The organism is Buttiauxella warmboldiae, from assembly GCF_003818135.1.
Taxonomy (GTDB): Bacteria; Pseudomonadota; Gammaproteobacteria; order Enterobacterales; family Enterobacteriaceae; genus Buttiauxella; species Buttiauxella warmboldiae.
On record NZ_RPOH01000069.1, the window covers coordinates 1 to 16,914 of the forward strand.

At 53.2% G+C, this 16,914-nt stretch carries 16 protein-coding genes; 14 read left to right on the forward strand and 2 right to left on the reverse strand.

Annotation, left to right across the window (positions count from 1 at the left end; genetic code table 11):
* Positions 1-116: 116 nt before the first annotated feature.
* Positions 117-3,458 carry a ribonuclease E gene (gene rne / locus EHN07_RS15765; protein ID WP_124025010.1) on the reverse strand — a complete coding sequence of 1,114 codons (3,342 nt, stop codon included), beginning with the start codon at positions 3,456-3,458 and terminating at the stop codon, positions 117-119.
* A gap of 571 nt (positions 3,459-4,029) precedes the next feature.
* Between rne and rluC the strand changes: the two genes are divergently transcribed.
* Positions 4,030-4,983, forward strand: coding sequence for a 23S rRNA pseudouridine(955/2504/2580) synthase RluC (rluC, locus tag EHN07_RS15775; protein WP_167467322.1), 954 nt, complete (start codon positions 4,030-4,032; stop codon positions 4,981-4,983).
* 38 nt (positions 4,984-5,021) lie between these two features.
* Here rluC and EHN07_RS15780 read toward each other — a convergent pair whose 3' ends face one another.
* Complete coding sequence (locus EHN07_RS15780) at positions 5,022-5,606, reverse strand: Maf family protein (protein WP_124025012.1); 585 nt, start codon at positions 5,604-5,606, stop codon at positions 5,022-5,024.
* Between the two features lie 142 nt (positions 5,607-5,748).
* On the opposite strand from EHN07_RS15780, the gene yceD reads away from it, so the two are divergent.
* The 13 genes from yceD to holB all read left to right on the forward strand — a co-directional run bounded on the left by yceD (position 5,749) and on the right by holB (position 16,908).
* Positions 5,749-6,270, forward strand: coding sequence for a 23S rRNA accumulation protein YceD (gene yceD / locus EHN07_RS15785; RefSeq protein ID WP_124025013.1), 522 nt, complete (start codon positions 5,749-5,751; stop codon positions 6,268-6,270).
* 16 nt (positions 6,271-6,286) lie between these two features.
* Complete coding sequence (gene rpmF / locus EHN07_RS15790; RefSeq protein WP_124025014.1) at positions 6,287-6,457, forward strand: 50S ribosomal protein L32; 171 nt, start codon at positions 6,287-6,289, stop codon at positions 6,455-6,457.
* Positions 6,458-6,468: 11 nt separating this feature from the next.
* Positions 6,469-7,503 (forward strand): phosphate acyltransferase PlsX, encoded by a 1,035-nt coding sequence (gene plsX, locus EHN07_RS15795; protein ID WP_124025015.1) that lies wholly within the window; start codon positions 6,469-6,471, stop codon positions 7,501-7,503.
* 5 nt (positions 7,504-7,508) lie between these two features.
* Positions 7,509-8,462 (forward strand): beta-ketoacyl-ACP synthase III, encoded by a 954-nt coding sequence (locus EHN07_RS15800; RefSeq protein ID WP_124025016.1) that lies wholly within the window; start codon positions 7,509-7,511, stop codon positions 8,460-8,462.
* 17 nt (positions 8,463-8,479) lie between these two features.
* A complete protein-coding gene (fabD, locus tag EHN07_RS15805; protein WP_124025017.1) occupies positions 8,480-9,409 on the forward strand; it encodes an ACP S-malonyltransferase in 930 nt (309 codons plus the stop codon).
* Positions 9,410-9,423: 14 nt separating this feature from the next.
* Positions 9,424-10,158, forward strand: a complete 735-nt coding sequence (gene fabG, locus EHN07_RS15810; RefSeq protein WP_124025018.1) for a 3-oxoacyl-ACP reductase FabG — start codon at positions 9,424-9,426, stop codon at positions 10,156-10,158.
* A gap of 155 nt (positions 10,159-10,313) precedes the next feature.
* Positions 10,314-10,550: an acyl carrier protein gene (gene acpP, locus EHN07_RS15815; protein ID WP_034456161.1), complete on the forward strand. Its 237-nt coding sequence runs from the start codon at positions 10,314-10,316 to the stop codon at positions 10,548-10,550.
* Positions 10,551-10,637: 87 nt separating this feature from the next.
* Positions 10,638-11,879 carry a beta-ketoacyl-ACP synthase II gene (gene fabF, locus EHN07_RS15820; protein WP_124025019.1) on the forward strand — a complete coding sequence of 414 codons (1,242 nt, stop codon included), beginning with the start codon at positions 10,638-10,640 and terminating at the stop codon, positions 11,877-11,879.
* Positions 11,880-11,958: 79 nt separating this feature from the next.
* Positions 11,959-13,316 (forward strand): IS3 family transposase gene (locus EHN07_RS15825; RefSeq protein ID WP_124025020.1). Its coding sequence is split into 2 segments (ribosomal slippage): positions 11,959-12,409 and positions 12,409-13,316, totalling 1,359 coding nucleotides; the frame shifts between segments, so codons are not numbered across the junction.
* 123 nt (positions 13,317-13,439) lie between these two features.
* The gene (gene pabC, locus EHN07_RS15830) at positions 13,440-14,240 is read left to right on the forward strand and encodes an aminodeoxychorismate lyase (protein WP_124025021.1); all 801 of its coding nucleotides are present in this window, start codon (positions 13,440-13,442) and stop codon (positions 14,238-14,240) included.
* Between the two features lie 10 nt (positions 14,241-14,250).
* Positions 14,251-15,273 carry a cell division protein YceG gene (yceG, locus tag EHN07_RS15835; protein ID WP_124025022.1) on the forward strand — a complete coding sequence of 341 codons (1,023 nt, stop codon included), beginning with the start codon at positions 14,251-14,253 and terminating at the stop codon, positions 15,271-15,273.
* Positions 15,263-15,901, forward strand: a complete 639-nt coding sequence (gene tmk, locus EHN07_RS15840) for a dTMP kinase (RefSeq protein WP_124025023.1) — start codon at positions 15,263-15,265, stop codon at positions 15,899-15,901. The genes yceG and tmk overlap by 11 nt, the downstream gene beginning before the upstream one ends.
* Positions 15,901-16,908 (forward strand): DNA polymerase III subunit delta', encoded by a 1,008-nt coding sequence (gene holB, locus EHN07_RS15845; RefSeq protein ID WP_124025024.1) that lies wholly within the window; start codon positions 15,901-15,903, stop codon positions 16,906-16,908. The genes tmk and holB overlap by 1 nt, the downstream gene beginning before the upstream one ends.
* Positions 16,909-16,914: the final 6 nt, after the last annotated feature.

Sequence of the window (16,914 nt, forward strand, 5' to 3'; positions counted from 1 at the left end):
TAAAGCGCGATGAACCTTTTTTTTGGTTCATCGCGCCTTACCTGGCATTCTGGTTATGGTGCATAAATAAAAAAAGCCGGCTGGTTTCCCAGCCGGCTTTTCGCAACCCTTAGCGATTATTCAGCGCTTTGCGGGCGTGTAGCGGGAGCCGCTGCCTGATGCGTTGCGCTGCTAGCGCCAGCAGCACCGCGGCCGCTGAACTCATAGTCCGGGCGAACCCAGTCGCTGTGGCGTGGCGCTTCCGGAGAGTAATCCGGCGCCGGAGCTTTAGTCATTGGTGCGGCTGCATGTTTAACCACATGAGTCACAGCTGGCTGCACCGATCCCACCTGCGGCAGAACCTTAGCAGGAGCCAGTTCCGGCTCTGGACGCGCATCCGCAGCTTCAATTGTTGGCTCAGAAGCAACCGTTTCCTGAGCGACAGGCTGTTCGGCTTCAACCACGGCTTGCGGTTTAACCTCTTCAACCGGCGCTTCCGGCGCTGTTTCTTCAACCACGACCGGCGCAACCTGAGCAAGTTCTGCTGCCTGTTGCTGCTGGGTTTCGAACTCAACCGTATCCTGTGCCGGAGCCACTCCGTCAATGACCTGTTCAGCCACCACTTCGTCTTGCGCTGCAATCAGATGTGGCTGTTCGGTTACTGGAGCGGCAATCACTTCCGGATGCGTAGTTTCAACATGTGGCGCTGTAACCTGCACGTTTTCAGCCTGCACGTTTTCAACAGCTTCAACAACAGTCGGCGCTGCGACAACTTCCTGAGCCGCTGGCTGCGGGTTGTTAACGTAGGCGGTCTCCTGCTCGTGAGCAACAAACACCGGGGTCTGCTCAAGGTTGTTTTCGTGCTGTGACTCTTCCTGAGAACGGGCAACCGGATAACTCACCCACGCTTTACCCGAAGCCAGTTCCGGAGAGGCACAGGCGACGATTAACGGCATTGGCGATTGCGTTGGGTAACGCTCGTCACGGTAGCGACGACGGCGCTGGCCGCTGACGCGCAGGTGACGCGGAGAACGACGTGAGCGACGCGGCATACCGTTAGCATCATTACGCGAATCGTTGTTCTCTTCTTGCTCAACAACGGGTTTCTCGACCACGGCAGGTAACGGAATCGTCGCCAGTTCAGTGTGTGCAGCAGGTGCTTCAGCGGCTTGCGCCACTTCAGGGGTTGCCGCGACTTCGGCTGCCGCCTCTGGTGCCGATTCGAAACGCACTTTCTGGCTCAGCTGGCGTGGCTTACGACGCGGCATAACCTGAACGCGTTCTTCCTGCTCGGCGTCCACTTCCGGTACGTCTTCACGCTGCAGAACTTTAACTTCCTGCTGGGCCTGGCGCTTATCATCGCTGCGGCGACGGTTGCGTTCGCGGCGCGGCTGCTGCTCGTCACGGACTTTTGGCTTTTCAGCTTCTTCAACAGCCACGTTCGGGCGATTTTCACGGACTTCAGCATTTTGCTGCTGGCCCTGGCGGCGATTACGACGGTTTTCGTCGCGGTCGCGATTTTCACGCGGCTCACGGTTGTCGCGGTTTTCGCTGCGATTATCACGGCCTTCGCCACGATTATCACGATCGCGGTTGTTGCGATCGCCACGGTCGTTACGGTCACGGCGGTTATTCTGACGACGGTTATTGCGGCGATCCTGACCCTGGCGCTGGGTTTCAGCTTCAGCAGGTTTCGCTTCCTGAGCCTCTTTACTTTCGCTGCTTGTTTCACCTGCGAACAGGCTCTTCAATGCGCCGAAGAAACGGCTAACCAGGCCCGGCTGAGCTGGCGTTGCTGTTTTGGCGACCGCAGGTTTCGCGGCCTGCGCAGGCGCAGCTACAGGTGCTGATTCCGGCGGCGCAGGAGGGACGTCTGGCATCACGAAGGCAGCCAGTGCTGGCTGCTCTGGGCGTTTACGCTCGGCGTACTCTTCATCAGAAGGCATCGCCATCTCTTCTTCATGCAGCTTAGGCAGCATGTAGCTCAGCGTTTTGGTTTCTTCGCCTTTACGCACGCGCAGTACGGAATAGTGTGGAGTTTCCATCTGATCGTTAGGCACGATGATGGCTTTCACGCCGCCCTGACGGGTTTCAATCGCACTCACCGCATCACGTTTTTCGTTCAGCAGGTAAGAAGCAATCGGCACCGGAACAATCGCATGAACTTCTTGGGTATTCTCTTTCAGCGCTTCTTCTTCAATCAGACGCAGAATGGAGAGTGCCATGGATTCGTTATCACGCACCGTACCTGTACCGCTACAACGCGGGCAGACGTGGTGACTGGACTCGCCCAGTGAAGGGGAGAGACGCTGACGAGACATTTCCAGCAGGCCAAAGCGCGAGATATGGCTAATCTGGATACGAGCCCTGTCCTGACGCACGGCTTCACGCAGACGGTTTTCAACCGCGCGCTGGTGGCGCACAGGCGTCATATCGATGAAGTCGATAACAATCAAACCGCCGAGGTCACGCAAACGCAGTTGGCGCGCGATTTCATCAGCCGCTTCAAGGTTGGTATTAAATGCCGTTTCTTCGATGTCGCCACCGCGAGTTGCGCGCGCGGAGTTGATGTCGATGGCGGTTAACGCTTCGGTAGAGTCGATAACAATCGAACCGCCGGAAGGCAGACGGACTTCACGCTGGAAAGCGGATTCAATCTGCGATTCAATCTGGTAGTGGCTAAACAGCGGAATTTCACCGGTGTAGAGCTTAATTTTGCTGCTGAAATCAGGGCGACCCAGCGCACCGATATGCTGGCGAGCCAGCTCAAGCACTTTCGGGTTATCGATAAGAATCTCACCGATGTCCTGACGCAGATAATCACGGAAAGCGCGCACGATAACGTTGCTTTCCTGGTGAATAAGGAATGGAGCCGGGCGATTTTCTGCCGCTTTTTGAATCGCTTCCCAGTGCTTGAGACGGAAGCTTAAATCCCATTGCAGCGCTTCAGCGGATTTACCCACGCCAGCAGTACGTACAATCAGACCCATGCCGTCCGGCAGTTCCAGAGAGGAGAGGGCTTCTTTCAGTTCGGTACGATCGTCACCTTCGATGCGGCGGGAAATACCGCCGGCACGCGGGTTGTTCGGCATCAGTACCAGATAACTCCCGGCCAGACTGATAAAGGTGGTTAAGGCTGCGCCTTTATTACCACGTTCTTCTTTATCAATCTGAACAATCACTTCCTGGCCTTCGCGCAGAACATCTTTAATGTTTGGACGACCATGTGATGAATAATTAGACGGGAAATATTCGCGGGCAATTTCTTTAAGAGGAAGGAAACCATGACGTTCGGCGCCGTAATCTACAAATGCCGCTTCCAGACTTGGTTCAATTCGGGTGATTTTCCCTTTATAGATGTTGGCTTTTTTCTGTTCGTGTCCAGGACTTTCAATATCCAGATCGTACAGGCGCTGCCCATCTACAAGGGCGACACGCAACTCTTCTTGCTGAGTCGCGTTAATTAACATTCTTTTCATCGTAACTTACTCATTATTCTTGCATTGGTGACAAAGCTACGGGCATGGTGACGCTGACCGGGAGTGAACCGATGGCCTCGTGACTAAACGCTAAGTCGCCAACCTCACGGTTGTCGCTTGCTGAGAGGCGCAAAGTGTCGGTAGCCTGTATTTCATACGGAAATACAGCGCAATTATCGTGGGAATAACCTTAGAAAATATCTTAAGAGTTGATTCCATGTTACCGGTCAGGCTGCAACCCGCAGCCCGCTAACTGCCTGAAAGTACAATACGTCTTACGCCATTGCTGCGTGGATGAACGTTCAGGCAAAACTGGTAATTCCGCAAAATTCCTTGTTCTAACAAGTATCAACACGGAAAACCGCAACATTATTCCATTGCTAACCTTATTATAGCAAGATGACTTTTGCCTTTGATGCCTCGTTTCTTACAGTTTTTTAACTCACTTTTTCACTGCGTGTCGCAGAAAACGGCAAAAGATGAGCCTGACGGCTTAAAACCAGGCAGTTTCTCAGTTAAGCACATAAAAATGAGTGGCGCTATGCGCACGCCATATTTAGAATCGCCGACCATGAAAACTGCGAATCCTTCTGTACAAATCGTTGCCATTTCCTCAGACGAGGCCGGGCAGCGTATCGATAACTTTTTGCTCTCACGCCTTAAGGGTGTGCCAAAAAGTATGATTTATCGCATTTTGCGTAAAGGCGAAGTGCGGGTGAATAAAAAGCGTATTAAGCCGGAATATAAAATCCAGGACGGCGACGAGATCCGTATTCCTCCTGTGCGCGTCGCTGAACGTGAAGAAGAGGCGGTTTCTCCGCACCTGCAAAAAGTCGCGGCGCTGACCGACGCCATTCTGTATGAAGATGACCATATTCTGGTGCTCAATAAGCCATCCGGCACCGCCGTTCACGGCGGCAGCGGGTTAAGCTTTGGGGTGATTGAAGGTTTACGCGCATTGCGCCCGGAAGCTCGCTTCCTTGAGCTGGTGCACCGTCTGGACCGCGATACCTCGGGGATCTTGCTGGTTGCCAAGAAACGTTCAGCGTTGCGCTCGCTGCATGAGCAACTGCGTGAAAAGGGCATGCAGAAGGATTATCTGGCGCTGGTGCGTGGTCAGTGGCAGTCGCATGTCAAAGCGGTGCAGGCTCCGTTGCTGAAAAATATTTTACAAAGCGGCGAGCGTATTGTGCGGGTGAATAGCGAAGGCAAGCCTTCTGAAACGCGCTTTAAAGTAGAAGAGCGGTACGCGTTTGCCACGCTGGTGCGCTGTAGCCCGATTACCGGACGCACCCACCAGATCCGCGTACATACTTTACATGCCGGGCACCCGATTGCCTTTGACGATCGCTACGGCGACCGTGAGTTTGATAAGCAACTCGCGGGAACCGGCCTGAATCGCTTGTTCCTGCACGCTGCGGCATTGCGCTTCACCCATCCCAACACCGGTGAAATTATGCGCGTTGAAGCGCCGCTGGATGAAAAACTCAAGCGTTGTCTTGCGGTGTTACGCAACGCGCGCTAGCCGTCCTGGATAGGGTGGATCGCTCCACCCTACGCCTGTTACCTCAGCAGCGGGTTAACGCCTTCGTTGCGCAGCATATCGCACAGGCTAATCAGCGGCAGCCCCACCAGGCTATTCGGGTCTTTTCCTGAGAGCCGTTCAAACAAGGTAATCCCCAGACCTTCGCTTTTAAAGCTCCCCGCGCACTGCAAAGGCTGCTCTTTACGCACGTAATTGCGGATTTCCTGTTCGCTCAGGCGGCGGAAATGAACGTCAAAAGGTTCACAAATCACCTGCAAATGACCTGACATGGAATTATAAAGCGCAAGGCCAGTATAAAAAGTCACCACGCTATTGCGGGCCAGCAGCAACTGTTGCACCGCGTTTTCTTCGCTGTGAGGTTTACCGGCTATTTTTCCCGCTAAAACACAAACCTGATCGCAGCCGATAATCAGGTTATTTGCATATTCGCCGCTCAATGCTTGCGCTTTGGCCTGCGCCAGGCGCATCACCAGCTGGCGAGCTTCCTCACCCGGATTAGGGGTTTCATCTACCTTTGGTGCCGCGGTAATAAAGGGGATCCCCAGCTTTTCAAGCAGCGTCTGGCGCCACGGCGAGGTTGAGGCGAGAACAATTTGCGTCATATTTTTTTCATTAGTGATAGCGATTCGGGGAAAGGCATTTTAAACTATGCCACCGCAATGTGTGCGAATAATGTAGAAAAGGCGCTGTTCACAGGCCATTTTCTTTGACTCTATGACGTTACAAAGTTAATATGCGCGCCCTATGCAAAAAGTAAAATTACCCCTGACTCTCGATCCGGTTCGTACGGCTCAAAAACGCCTTGATTACCAGGGTGTTTACACCGCTATTCAGGTAGAGCGCGTCGCCGAGTTTGTGGTCAGTGTAGACAGTGATGTGGAATGCGATATGCGCTTTGCTATCGATAACCAACGGCTCGCGGTTCTTACCGGTGATGCGAAGGTTGCGGTAACACTGGCGTGTCAGCGTTGCGGAAAGCCATTTGCCCATCAGGTTTACACACAGTATTGTTTTAGCCCGATCGTCAAAGACGAGCAGGCTGAAGCACTCCCGGAAGGATATGAACCAGTTCAGGTCAACGAATTTGGGGAAATCGATCTTCTGGCGCTGGTTGAGGATGAAATTATCCTCTCCTTGCCAGTGGTTCCGGTGCATGATTCTGAACACTGTGAAGTGTCCGAGGCGGACATGGTCTTTGGCAAATTGCCTTCCGAGGCGGAGAAACCAAATCCATTTGCCGTATTAGCCAGTTTAAAGCGTAAGTAATTGAGGAGTAAGGTCCATGGCCGTACAACAGAATAAACCAACCCGTTCCAAACGTGGCATGCGTCGTTCCCATGACGCGCTGACCACAGCTGCAGTATCCGTAGACAAAGTTTCTGGCGAAACTCATCTGCGTCACCACATCACAGCCGACGGTTTCTACCGCGGCCGCAAGGTTATCACCAAGTAATTGGCGCTACCTTGACACGTCTAACCCTTGCGTTAGATGCCATGGGTGGGGACTTCGGTCCTTCCGTGACAGTGCCTGCAGCATTGCAGGCACTGGACTCTAACTCTCAGCTCAACCTTCTGTTAGTCGGCGATCCCGACGCCATCACGCCATTACTTGCCAAAGCTGATTTTGAAAAACGCTCACGTGCGCAGATAGTGCCTGCGGAGTCGGTTATTGCCAGTAATGCCAGGCCTTCGCAAGCGATCCGCAGCAGTCGTGGGTCCTCAATGCGAGTGGCGCTTGAGCTAGTAAAAGAGGGGCGGGCAGAAGCTTGTGTCAGCGCAGGAAACACCGGCGCGCTGATGGGGCTGGCGAAATTATTGCTCAAACCGATTGAAGGAATTGAGCGCCCGGCGTTGATGACGGTACTGCCACATCAGCAAAAAGGCAAAACTGTCGTGCTGGATCTCGGCGCGAATGTCGATTGCGACAGTAATATGCTGGTGCAATTTGCGATTATGGGCTCGGTGATGGCAGAGGAAGTCCTCGGTATCCACAGCCCCAGAGTCGCGCTGCTGAATATTGGCGAAGAAGAGACCAAAGGTCTCGACAGTATTCGCGATGCTTCAGCTTTATTAAAAACGATGCCTTCTATCAACTATATTGGTTATCTTGAAGCGAACGAGTTGTTGACGGGAAAAACCGATGTGCTGGTCTGTGATGGCTTTGTCGGTAATGTCACCCTTAAAACGATGGAAGGGGTTGCCAGAATCTTCCTTTCGCTTCTGAAATCGCAGGGTGAAGGGAAAAAAAGGGCGTGGTGGCTGCTTTTATTAAAGCATTGGTTACAAAAAAGCCTGAGCAGGCGATTCAGTCACCTCAACCCCGACCAGTATAATGGCGCCTGTCTGTTAGGATTGCGCGGCACCGTGATCAAGAGCCATGGTGCGGCCAATCAGCGAGCGTTTGTTGTCGCGATTGAACAGGCAGTGCAGGCGGTGGCGCGGCAAATCCCCACAAGGATTGCTGCACGCCTGGAATCTGTATTACCCAAGAGTGACTGACGTACATGCATACGAAGATTATTGGTACGGGCAGCTATCTGCCTGAACACGTGCGTACCAACGCCGACCTGGAAAAAATGGTGGATACTTCTGACGAGTGGATTGTCACCCGCACAGGTATTCGTGAACGTCGCATTGCTGCGCCGGATGAAACCGTGGCAACGATGGGCTTTGCTGCGGCAACGCGCGCCCTGGAGATGGCGGGTGTCGATAAGTCTGAAATTGGGCTGATCATTGTCGCCACAACCTCCTCGACCCATGCTTTCCCAAGTGCTGCCTGCCAGGTGCAGAGCATGCTGGAAATTAAAGGCTGCCCGGCATTTGATGTCGCAGCAGCTTGCGCAGGTTTTACCTACGCATTAAGCATTGCCGATCAATATGTGAAAAATGGCGCAGTGGATTACGCGCTGGTTATCGGCGCCGATGCGCTGACCCGCACATTAGATCCTGCCGATCGCGGCACAATTGTTATTTTTGGTGATGGTGCCGGTGCGGTGCTGCTCGGTAAAAGCGAGGAGCCGGGCATTATTTCCACGCATCTTCATGCTGATGGCAGTTACGGTGAACTGCTGGCGCTGCCAAACCTGGACCGTCTCAACCCTGACAACGCATCCTACCTGACCATGGCGGGTAACGAAGTGTTCAAAGTGGCGGTGACGGAACTTGCCCACATTGTCGATGAAACCCTTGAGGCAAATAATCTCGATCGTTCCGATCTTGACTGGCTGGTTCCGCATCAGGCGAACTTACGCATTATCAGCGCGACGGCCAGAAAGCTCGGCATGTCGCTGGATAATGTCGTTGTGACCCTCGACAGACACGGTAACACCTCAGCGGCGTCCGTACCGGCCGCGCTGGATGAAGCGGTGCGTGATGGACGGATTCAACGTGGCCAACTGGTACTGCTCGAAGCCTTCGGCGGCGGCTTTACCTGGGGTTCAGCACTGGTTCGTTTTTGATTATTAGGAATTAAACCATGACTCAATTTGCTTTTGTTTTCCCAGGCCAGGGCTCGCAGGCGCCGGGTATGCTGGCTGAAATGGCAGCGGCTCATCCTGTTGTTGAAGCCACTTTCCGTGAGGCTTCTGATGCGCTGGGTTACGATCTGTGGGCATTGACCCAACAGGGGCCAGCGGAAGAGCTGAATAAAACCTGGCAGACACAGCCTGCATTGCTGACCGCTTCTGTCGCATTATGGCGCGTCTGGCAGCAGCAAGGCGGCAAAACCCCTGCGATGATGGCCGGCCACAGCCTGGGTGAATACTCAGCTTTAGTTTGTGCCGGGGTGATTGATTTCGCCGATGCGGTGCGTCTGGTTGAACTACGCGGCAAATTGATGCAGGAAGCGGTTCCTGCGGGCACTGGCGCCATGTATGCCATCATCGGGCTGGATGATGAGTCTATTGCGAAAGCCTGTGAAGAAGCCGCTCAGGGCGCAGTGGTTTCTCCGGTGAACTTTAACTCGCCAGGTCAGGTAGTGATTGCGGGCAACAAAGACGCCGTAGAGCGTGCGGGGGCTGCTTGTAAAGCCGCTGGCGCAAAACGCGCGCTGCCGCTGCCTGTTAGCGTGCCGTCTCACTGCGCGCTGATGAAGCCTGCGGCAGATAAGCTTGCGCTGGCGCTGGAAGGCATCACATTCAACGCACCTGCGGTTCCGGTAGTGAACAATGTAGACGTGAAATGTGAAACCGCGCCAGACGCTATCCGTAGCGCGCTGGTACGCCAGCTCTACAGTCCGGTGCAGTGGACCAAATCAGTAGAATTTATCGCCGCGCAGGGTGTGACCCAGCTGCTGGAAGTCGGGCCGGGTAAAGTGCTGACTGGCCTGACAAAACGTATTGTTGACACCCTGACTGCATCGGCAATTAACGAGCCGGGCGCGCTGTCAGCGGCGCTTGAGCAATAAAACGAGGGAAACCCATGAGTTTTGAAGGAAAAATTGCGCTGGTAACCGGTGCAAGCCGTGGCATTGGCCGCGCGATCGCGGAGACCTTCGTGGCCCGCGGCGCAACAGTTATCGGTACTGCTACCAGCGAAAGCGGTGCGCAGGCAATCAGTGATTATCTTGGCGCTAACGGCAAAGGTTATCTGCTCAATGTCACCGATCCGGCTTCGATTGAAGCTGTTTTGGGAAATATTCGCGCAGAATTTGGCGAAGTGGACATTCTGGTTAATAATGCCGGTATCACGCGTGATAACCTGTTAATGCGCATGAAAGATGACGAATGGAACGATATTATCGAAACCAACCTGTCATCAGTTTTCCGTCTGTCAAAAGCGGTAATGCGCGCTATGATGAAAAAGCGTCATGGTCGTATTATCACTATTGGTTCCGTGGTTGGTACCATGGGAAATGCTGGTCAGGCTAACTACGCTGCGGCGAAAGCGGGTCTGATTGGTTTCAGTAAGTCTCTGGCACGCGAAGTTGCGTCACGAGGCATTACTGTAAACGTTGTTGCTCCGGGCTTTATTGAAACGGACATGACGCGTGCGCTTTCTGATGAACAGCGTGCGGGTATACTGGCGGAAGTTCCTGCGGGTCGTTTAGGCGACGCAAAAGAAATCGCCAGTGCTGTTGCATTTTTAGCCTCTGACGAGGCGGGTTACATCTCTGGTGAGACCCTGCACGTCAATGGCGGAATGTATATGGTTTAACCACGAAATAAAACTATTTGCGTTATTTGGGCGAATGCCCGCAAAATAGCGTAAAATCGTGGTATGACCTGCCGGGATTTAGTTGCATCTTTTTCAACATTTTATACACTACGAAAACCATCGCGAAAGCGAGTTTTGATAGGAAATTTAAGAGTATGAGCACTATCGAAGAACGCGTTAAGAAAATTATCGGCGAACAACTGGGCGTTAAGCAGGAAGAAGTTATCAACTCCGCTTCCTTCGTAGAGGACCTGGGCGCTGATTCTCTTGACACCGTTGAGCTGGTAATGGCTCTGGAAGAAGAGTTTGATACTGAGATTCCGGACGAAGAAGCTGAGAAAATCACCACCGTTCAGGCTGCCATTGATTACATCAACGGTCACCAGGCGTAAGTGAACATCTCCAGGCGGTCATTCGACCGCCTGAGTTTTATCTAAGTGTCCCACTAGTCTTATTTTTTCCCTCCCTGGAGGACAAACGTGTCTAAGCGTCGTGTAGTTGTGACCGGACTGGGCATGTTGTCTCCTGTCGGCAATACCGTAGAGTCTACCTGGAAAGCTCTCCTTGCCGGTCAGAGTGGCATCAGCCCGATCGACCATTTCGATACTAGCGCCTATGCAACGAAATTTGCTGGCTTAGTAAAGGATTTTAACTGTGATGACATCATTTCGCGCAAAGAACAGCGCAAAATGGATGCCTTCATTCAATATGGAATTGTTGCTGGCCACCAGGCCATGCTGGATTCTGGTCTGGAAGTAACGGAAGAGAATGCAATCCGTATCGGCGCCGCCATCGGCTCTGGTATCGGTGGTCTGGGTCTTATCGAAGAGAACCACGCGTCGTTGGTTAACGGTGGTCCACGCAAGATCAGTCCATTCTTTGTGCCGTCTACTATCGTGAATATGGTGGCAGGTCATCTGACCATTATGTTCGGCCTGCGCGGTCCCAGCATTTCCATCGCTACAGCTTGTACTTCCGGCGTGCATAACATCGGTCAGGCAGCGCGTATCATCGCTTACGGTGATGCAGACGCTATGCTGGCAGGTGGTGCAGAGAAAGCCAGTACTCCGTTGGGCGTGGGTGGCTTTGGCGCTGCGCGTGCACTCTCTACCCGCAATGACAACCCGCAGGCGGCAAGCCGTCCGTGGGATAAAGACCGTGATGGTTTTGTGCTGGGTGATGGCGCGGGCATGATGGTACTCGAAGAGTACGAGCATGCTAAGAAACGCGGTGCGAAAATCTATGCGGAAGTCGTTGGTTTTGGTATGAGCAGCGATGCTTACCATATGACTTCACCGCCAGAAACCGGCGCCGGTGCGGCACTGGCTATGGAAAATGCTCTGCGTGATGCCGGTATTACTCCAGGCATGGTGGGCTATGTCAACGCGCATGGCACCTCAACCCCTGCTGGTGATAAAGCTGAAACGCAAGCGGTTAAGACTATTTTTGGTGAAGATGCTTACCGTGTTCTGGTGAGTTCAACCAAGTCGATGACCGGTCACCTGTTAGGTGCTGCAGGCGCGGTAGAATCAATCTACTCCGTTCTTGCGCTGCGCGATCAGGCGGTTCCACCAACGATTAACCTCGATAATCCTGACGAAGGTTGCGATCTGGACTTTGTGCCACATGAAGCGCGCCAGGTAAAGGGTATGGAATACACCCTGTGTAACTCCTTCGGGTTTGGTGGTACCAACGGCTCGTTGATCTTTAAAAAGATCTAATTAGCTGATAATAAAGGGCTCGCTTGTGTACTGAACCCCAGATCCTGGACTTTGTATCCAGTATCTGGAGGTTCAAACCATGAAATATCCTGTCTCAGTCCGGCTGTCTGCCGTTCAGTATTATCTTTCCCGAAAAGGGACACTCAATGAAACAGCCCTTTTGTTTGGTGTCGGAAAATCGCCCCTGGGTCGATGGATCCGTGCATTCAGGCAGCAAGGCGAAGCCGGGCTGGAGCACCGACTTTCCCGCACTTATACTCAGGACTTCAGGCTCGGGGTTATTCGCTACATGATGAAACACAAATGCAGCAGTGCCGAAGCTTCTGCGCACTTCGCCATTCCTAATGAAACGCTCATCCAGCAATGGTTGAAACGTTACCGTGAAGGAGGGGCGGAGGCGCTTCATCCTGTTAAAAAAGGAGTCTCTGTGCCCAAAGCAAAATCCCCTCCTGGCTCAAAACCCTTCTGTGAGATGACATACGCTGAACTGCAGGAAGAGCTCGAATATCTGCGCGCGGAAAACGCTTATCTAAAAAAGCTGAAAGCCCTGAGAGAGGAAAATGCCCTCAGGGAGCAGCAGAAAAAACAAAAATAGTGCAGTCACTGTTACCCGCGCACCGGCTTGTTTTTCTGCTCCGTGCAGCCCGACTGGCGCGGAGTTCGTACTATTACAATGCCACGAAGCCTGCAGCGGAAACCGACAGATATGCTGGTATTGTGCGGGCTATCATGGCCATTAATGTGCGTCATATGGGGCGCTACGGTTACCGGCGTATGACGCTGGCGTTGAGAAAAGAAGGCTTTACGCTGAACCATAAGACAGTCCGCAAACTCATGAAGCAGCACGGCCTGACCTGCCACATTCGCCGCAAAAAGTATCGCTCATACATGCCCGGTGGCGGGCCAGCTTCAGATAATCTGCTTGCCCGTAACTTCAGAGCAGAACATAGCGGCATGAAATGGTGTACCGATGTTACGGAGTTCCGGGTTGGAGAGCACAAGCTTTATCTGTCGGTTGTCCAGGATATGTATAGCCATGAAATCGTGGCCTGGCATATATCGCGCAGCCCGTCTCAGCGTCTGGTCTGCAAAATGCTGGATGAGGCACTGAAGGTGAACTACCGGAAAAAAGGACTCATACTTCACAGCGACCAGGGCTGGCATTATAAAACGCTGATGTGGCGGGCGATGCTGGCAGATGCCGGGGTAACGCAAAGTATGTCAAGGAAGGGTAACTGCCTGGATAATGCCGTAATGGAAAACTTTTTCAGCCATCTGAAAGCGGAGATGTACCACAGGAAACGATATGACTCTATGGAAGTGCTCAAACGAGATGTTATTGATTATATTAATTATTATAACAATGAGCGTATTAGTCTGAAAACGGGTGGAGTGAGTCCGGTAGAGTACCGGACTCAGATGGAAATACAGCAATAAACTACGTGTCCAGGTTTTGGGGTTCAGTACACTTGCGGGCCCTTTATACATCTAAAGTTTCTCCCTCTTGCTGCAAACTCTTCGCACTGGCACTCTTAACTCACAGAACATTGAGGAGTTGTTATGTATTTAATCAATGGTGAGTGGACGGATAATTTACCCGCAAACGATCGTGCCGTGCAGTTTGGTGATGGTTGTTTTACGACTGCACGTATCAGTGACGGCGAGGTCAAATTTTTAGACCAGCACCTTCTCCGTTTACAGCAAGCCTGCGAAAAACTCCTTATTCCATTCATCGAATGGTCATTGCTGAAAAGCGAGATGCTGCAATTAGCCGCGACGGAAAAGCAGGCCGTGCTGAAAGTTATCATTACGCGCGGCAGCGGCGGGCGAGGTTACAGTGCGGCGAATTGCCAGCAACCGACACGCCTGCTTACTGTTTCTGGTTATCCTTCGTTCTACACACAATGGCGCGAACAGGGCATCAGCCTTGCATTAAGTCCCATTCAACTGGGTATTAATCCGCATCTTGCAGGTATTAAGCATCTCAATCGCCTTGAACAAGTGTTGATTCGTACGCATCTTGAACAGACGCCCGCTCAGGAGGCGCTGGTTCTTGACAGCGACGGGTGGCTTACGGAATGCTGTGCCGCTAACTTATTCTGGCGGAAAGGCTCCCGGGTATTGACGCCTTATATAGATAAATCTGGTGTAAATGGCACCATGCGCCAGCATATTATCGCCTGTCTTGCCGGAACGGCCTGGCAGGTGACAGAAGTACGGGAAAGCGTCGCCGCGCTGGCTGAGGCCGACGAAGTGCTAATTTGCAACGCGCTGATGCCGATTGTGCCTGTTCATCAGGCTCAAGGCTGGCGCTTTGCATCCCGTGAGCTTTATCAATTTTTAGCACCACTTTGCGAGTAACCGTTTAACCATGAAAAAGATGCTGCGTTTCGTTCTGCTGCTGTTAGTGGTGTCAGGTGTGGCGGCAGGCGTTGGCTTATACAAAGTCCGCCAGCTTGCCGACAGTCATCTGACCCTCAAACAAGAAACCATCTTCACCCTTAAAGCCGGTACAGGCCGCCTGGCGCTGGGCAAGCAGCTGTATGAAGAAAAACTGCTTAACCGTCCACGCGTGTTCCAGTGGCTGCTGAAAATCGAGCCGGATCTCGCCAGGTTTAAAGCCGGCACCTATCGCTTTACGCCGCAAATGACCGTGCGCGATATGCTAAAACTACTCGCCAGCGGTAAAGAAGCGCAGTTCCCCATCCGTTTTGTTGAAGGGACTCGCCTGAGCGACTGGCTAAAACAGCTGCGCGCAGCGCCATACATTCAGCACACGCTAAAAGATGACAGCTATGCCACGGTGGCTGGAGCGTTAAAATTCGAGCACCCGGAATGGGTGGAAGGCTGGTTCTTCCCTGATACCTGGCTGTACACCGCCAACACCACCGATATCGCGCTGCTAAAGCGCGCCCATGAAAGAATGGTTAAAGCGGTGCAGGCGGCGTGGGAGAGTAAAAAAGAGGGGCTGCCGTACAAAACGCCAAACGATCTGGTCACCATGGCTTCGATCATTGAGAAAGAGACTGCGGTGGCGAGCGAGCGTGACCAGGTCGCATCGGTGTTCATCAACCGCTTGCGTATCGGTATGCGTCTGCAAACCGACCCTACGGTAATTTACGGTATGGGCGAAAGCTATAATGGCAAGCTGTCGCGTAAAGATCTGGAAACGCCAACGCCTTATAATACCTATGTCATTGGCGGCATGCCTCCGGGCCCCATCGCCATTCCGGGCGATGCTTCGTTGCGGGCTGCAGCTAATCCCGCAAAAACGCCTTATCTCTATTTCGTTGCCGATGGCAAGGGCGGCCACACATTTACCACTAACCTTGCGAGCCACAATCAGGCCGTGCAGGTCTATATCAAAGCTTTAAGGGATAAGAATGACCAGTAAATTTATCGTCATTGAAGGGCTTGAGGGAGCAGGGAAAACTAACGCGCACAACGTGGTCGTTGCGACCCTCAAAGAGCTGGGCGTCACCGATTTAGTGTTCACGCGTGAACCCGGCGGAACGCCGCTTGCGGAACGATTGCGCGAGCTGACGCTGAACAACAAAGGTATCGGTGATGAGATCGTAACCGATAAAGCGGAAGTGCTGATGTTCTACGCTGCGCGCGTACAGCTGGTGGAAACGGTCATCAAGCCGGCGCTGTCACGCGGCGCGTGGGTGATTGGCGATCGCCACGATCTGTCTACCCAGGCTTATCAGGGCGGCGGTCGCTGCATCGACCAGCAATTATTGATGGCGCTGCGTAATACGGTGCTCGGTGATTTTTACCCGGATCTGACGATTTATCTTGATGTGACGCCTGAGGTTGGCCTGAAGCGCGCCCGTGCGCGCGGTGAACTTGACCGTATCGAACAGGAATCTATCGACTTCTTTAACCGCACTCGTGCGCGTTACCTCGAACTTGCCGCCGCTGACAGCCGTATCCGTACGATTGATGCAACACAGACGCTGGATACCGTTTCACAAGACGTGCGTAACGCCGTGCTGGAATGGGCTAAGGGGCTGGCGTAATGAAATGGTATCCATGGTTACGCGCGCCCTTTGAGCAAATTCTCAGCCAGTATCAGGCCGGTCGCGGGCACCATGCATTACTGCTTCATTCGCTATCCGGCATGGGCGATGATGCGTTAATTTACGCTCTCACTCGCTGGCTGATGTGCCAGACCCCACAAGGCAATAAAAGCTGCGGCCAATGCCGCAGCTGTCAGTTAATGCAGGCCGGTACGCATCCGGACAGCTATGTCATGGCGCCTGAAAAGGGTAAATCGAGTCTCGGCATTGATGCCGTTCGCGAAATCACGGAGAAACTTTACAGCCATGCTCAGCAGGGTGGGGCAAAAGTCGTCTGGCTGGAAGATGCCGGGTTGCTCACCGAAGCGGCGGCGAATGCCTTACTGAAAACGCTTGAAGAGCCACCAGCTAATACCTGGTTTTTCCTCGGCTGCCGGGAGCCGGCGCGTTTGCCTGCCACGCTGCGTAGCCGCTGCCTGTACTGGTACCTCACCCCTCCCGATGAAAGCTTTGCCCAGGCCTGGCTTGCGCGGGAGATAGCTCTTGATAGCGCACAATTGCGCACCGCATTGCGTTTAAGTTCCGGCGCTCCGGCTGGGGCTTTGGCGCTGCTGCAGCCTGAATCGTGGAAGCATCGCCAGTCGCTGTGCGAGAAACTTAATGAAGCCTGCGCGACGCAAAACATGTTGGCTTTGCTTCCTGCGTTAAACAGCGATGATGCCGCGGTTCGTGTTCACTGGCTATGTTCGCTGCTGGTTGACGCGCTGAAGTGGCAGCAGGGGGCGGCCTGCTGGCTGAGCAACGATGACCAGCAGGCATTAGTCGCTAATCTTGCTAGCGGTGCGACACCTGCCATTTTGCAGGCCATACTTCATCACTGGTTTGCCTGTCGCGAATCCCTGCTCAGCGTGGTGGGCGTGAACCGCGAGCTATTGCTGACTGAACAACTGCTCACCTGGGAGCGTTTAATGCAACCCGGTGCAGTCCTTCCTGGATTCCATCTTTAAGAGTAT

Bases quoted from the DNA above. Each gene is read 5' to 3' on its own strand.
- rne (WP_124025010.1), bottom strand. From the start codon at position 3,458: ATGAAAAGAATGTTAATTAACGCGACTCAGCAAGAAGAGTTGCGTGTC.
- rluC (WP_167467322.1), top strand. From the start codon at position 4,030: ATGAAAACTGCGAATCCTTCTGTACAAATCGTTGCCATTTCCTCAGAC.
- EHN07_RS15780 (WP_124025012.1), bottom strand. From the start codon at position 5,606: ATGACGCAAATTGTTCTCGCCTCAACCTCGCCGTGGCGCCAGACGCTG.
- yceD (WP_124025013.1), top strand. From the start codon at position 5,749: ATGCAAAAAGTAAAATTACCCCTGACTCTCGATCCGGTTCGTACGGCT.
- rpmF (WP_124025014.1), top strand. From the start codon at position 6,287: ATGGCCGTACAACAGAATAAACCAACCCGTTCCAAACGTGGCATGCGT.
- EHN07_RS15800 (WP_124025016.1), top strand. From the start codon at position 7,509: ATGCATACGAAGATTATTGGTACGGGCAGCTATCTGCCTGAACACGTG.
- fabD (WP_124025017.1), top strand. From the start codon at position 8,480: ATGACTCAATTTGCTTTTGTTTTCCCAGGCCAGGGCTCGCAGGCGCCG.
- fabG (WP_124025018.1), top strand. From the start codon at position 9,424: ATGAGTTTTGAAGGAAAAATTGCGCTGGTAACCGGTGCAAGCCGTGGC.
- acpP (WP_034456161.1), top strand. From the start codon at position 10,314: ATGAGCACTATCGAAGAACGCGTTAAGAAAATTATCGGCGAACAACTG.
- pabC (WP_124025021.1), top strand. From the start codon at position 13,440: ATGTATTTAATCAATGGTGAGTGGACGGATAATTTACCCGCAAACGAT.
- yceG (WP_124025022.1), top strand. From the start codon at position 14,251: ATGAAAAAGATGCTGCGTTTCGTTCTGCTGCTGTTAGTGGTGTCAGGT.
- tmk (WP_124025023.1), top strand. From the start codon at position 15,263: ATGACCAGTAAATTTATCGTCATTGAAGGGCTTGAGGGAGCAGGGAAA.
- holB (WP_124025024.1), top strand. From the start codon at position 15,901: ATGAAATGGTATCCATGGTTACGCGCGCCCTTTGAGCAAATTCTCAGC.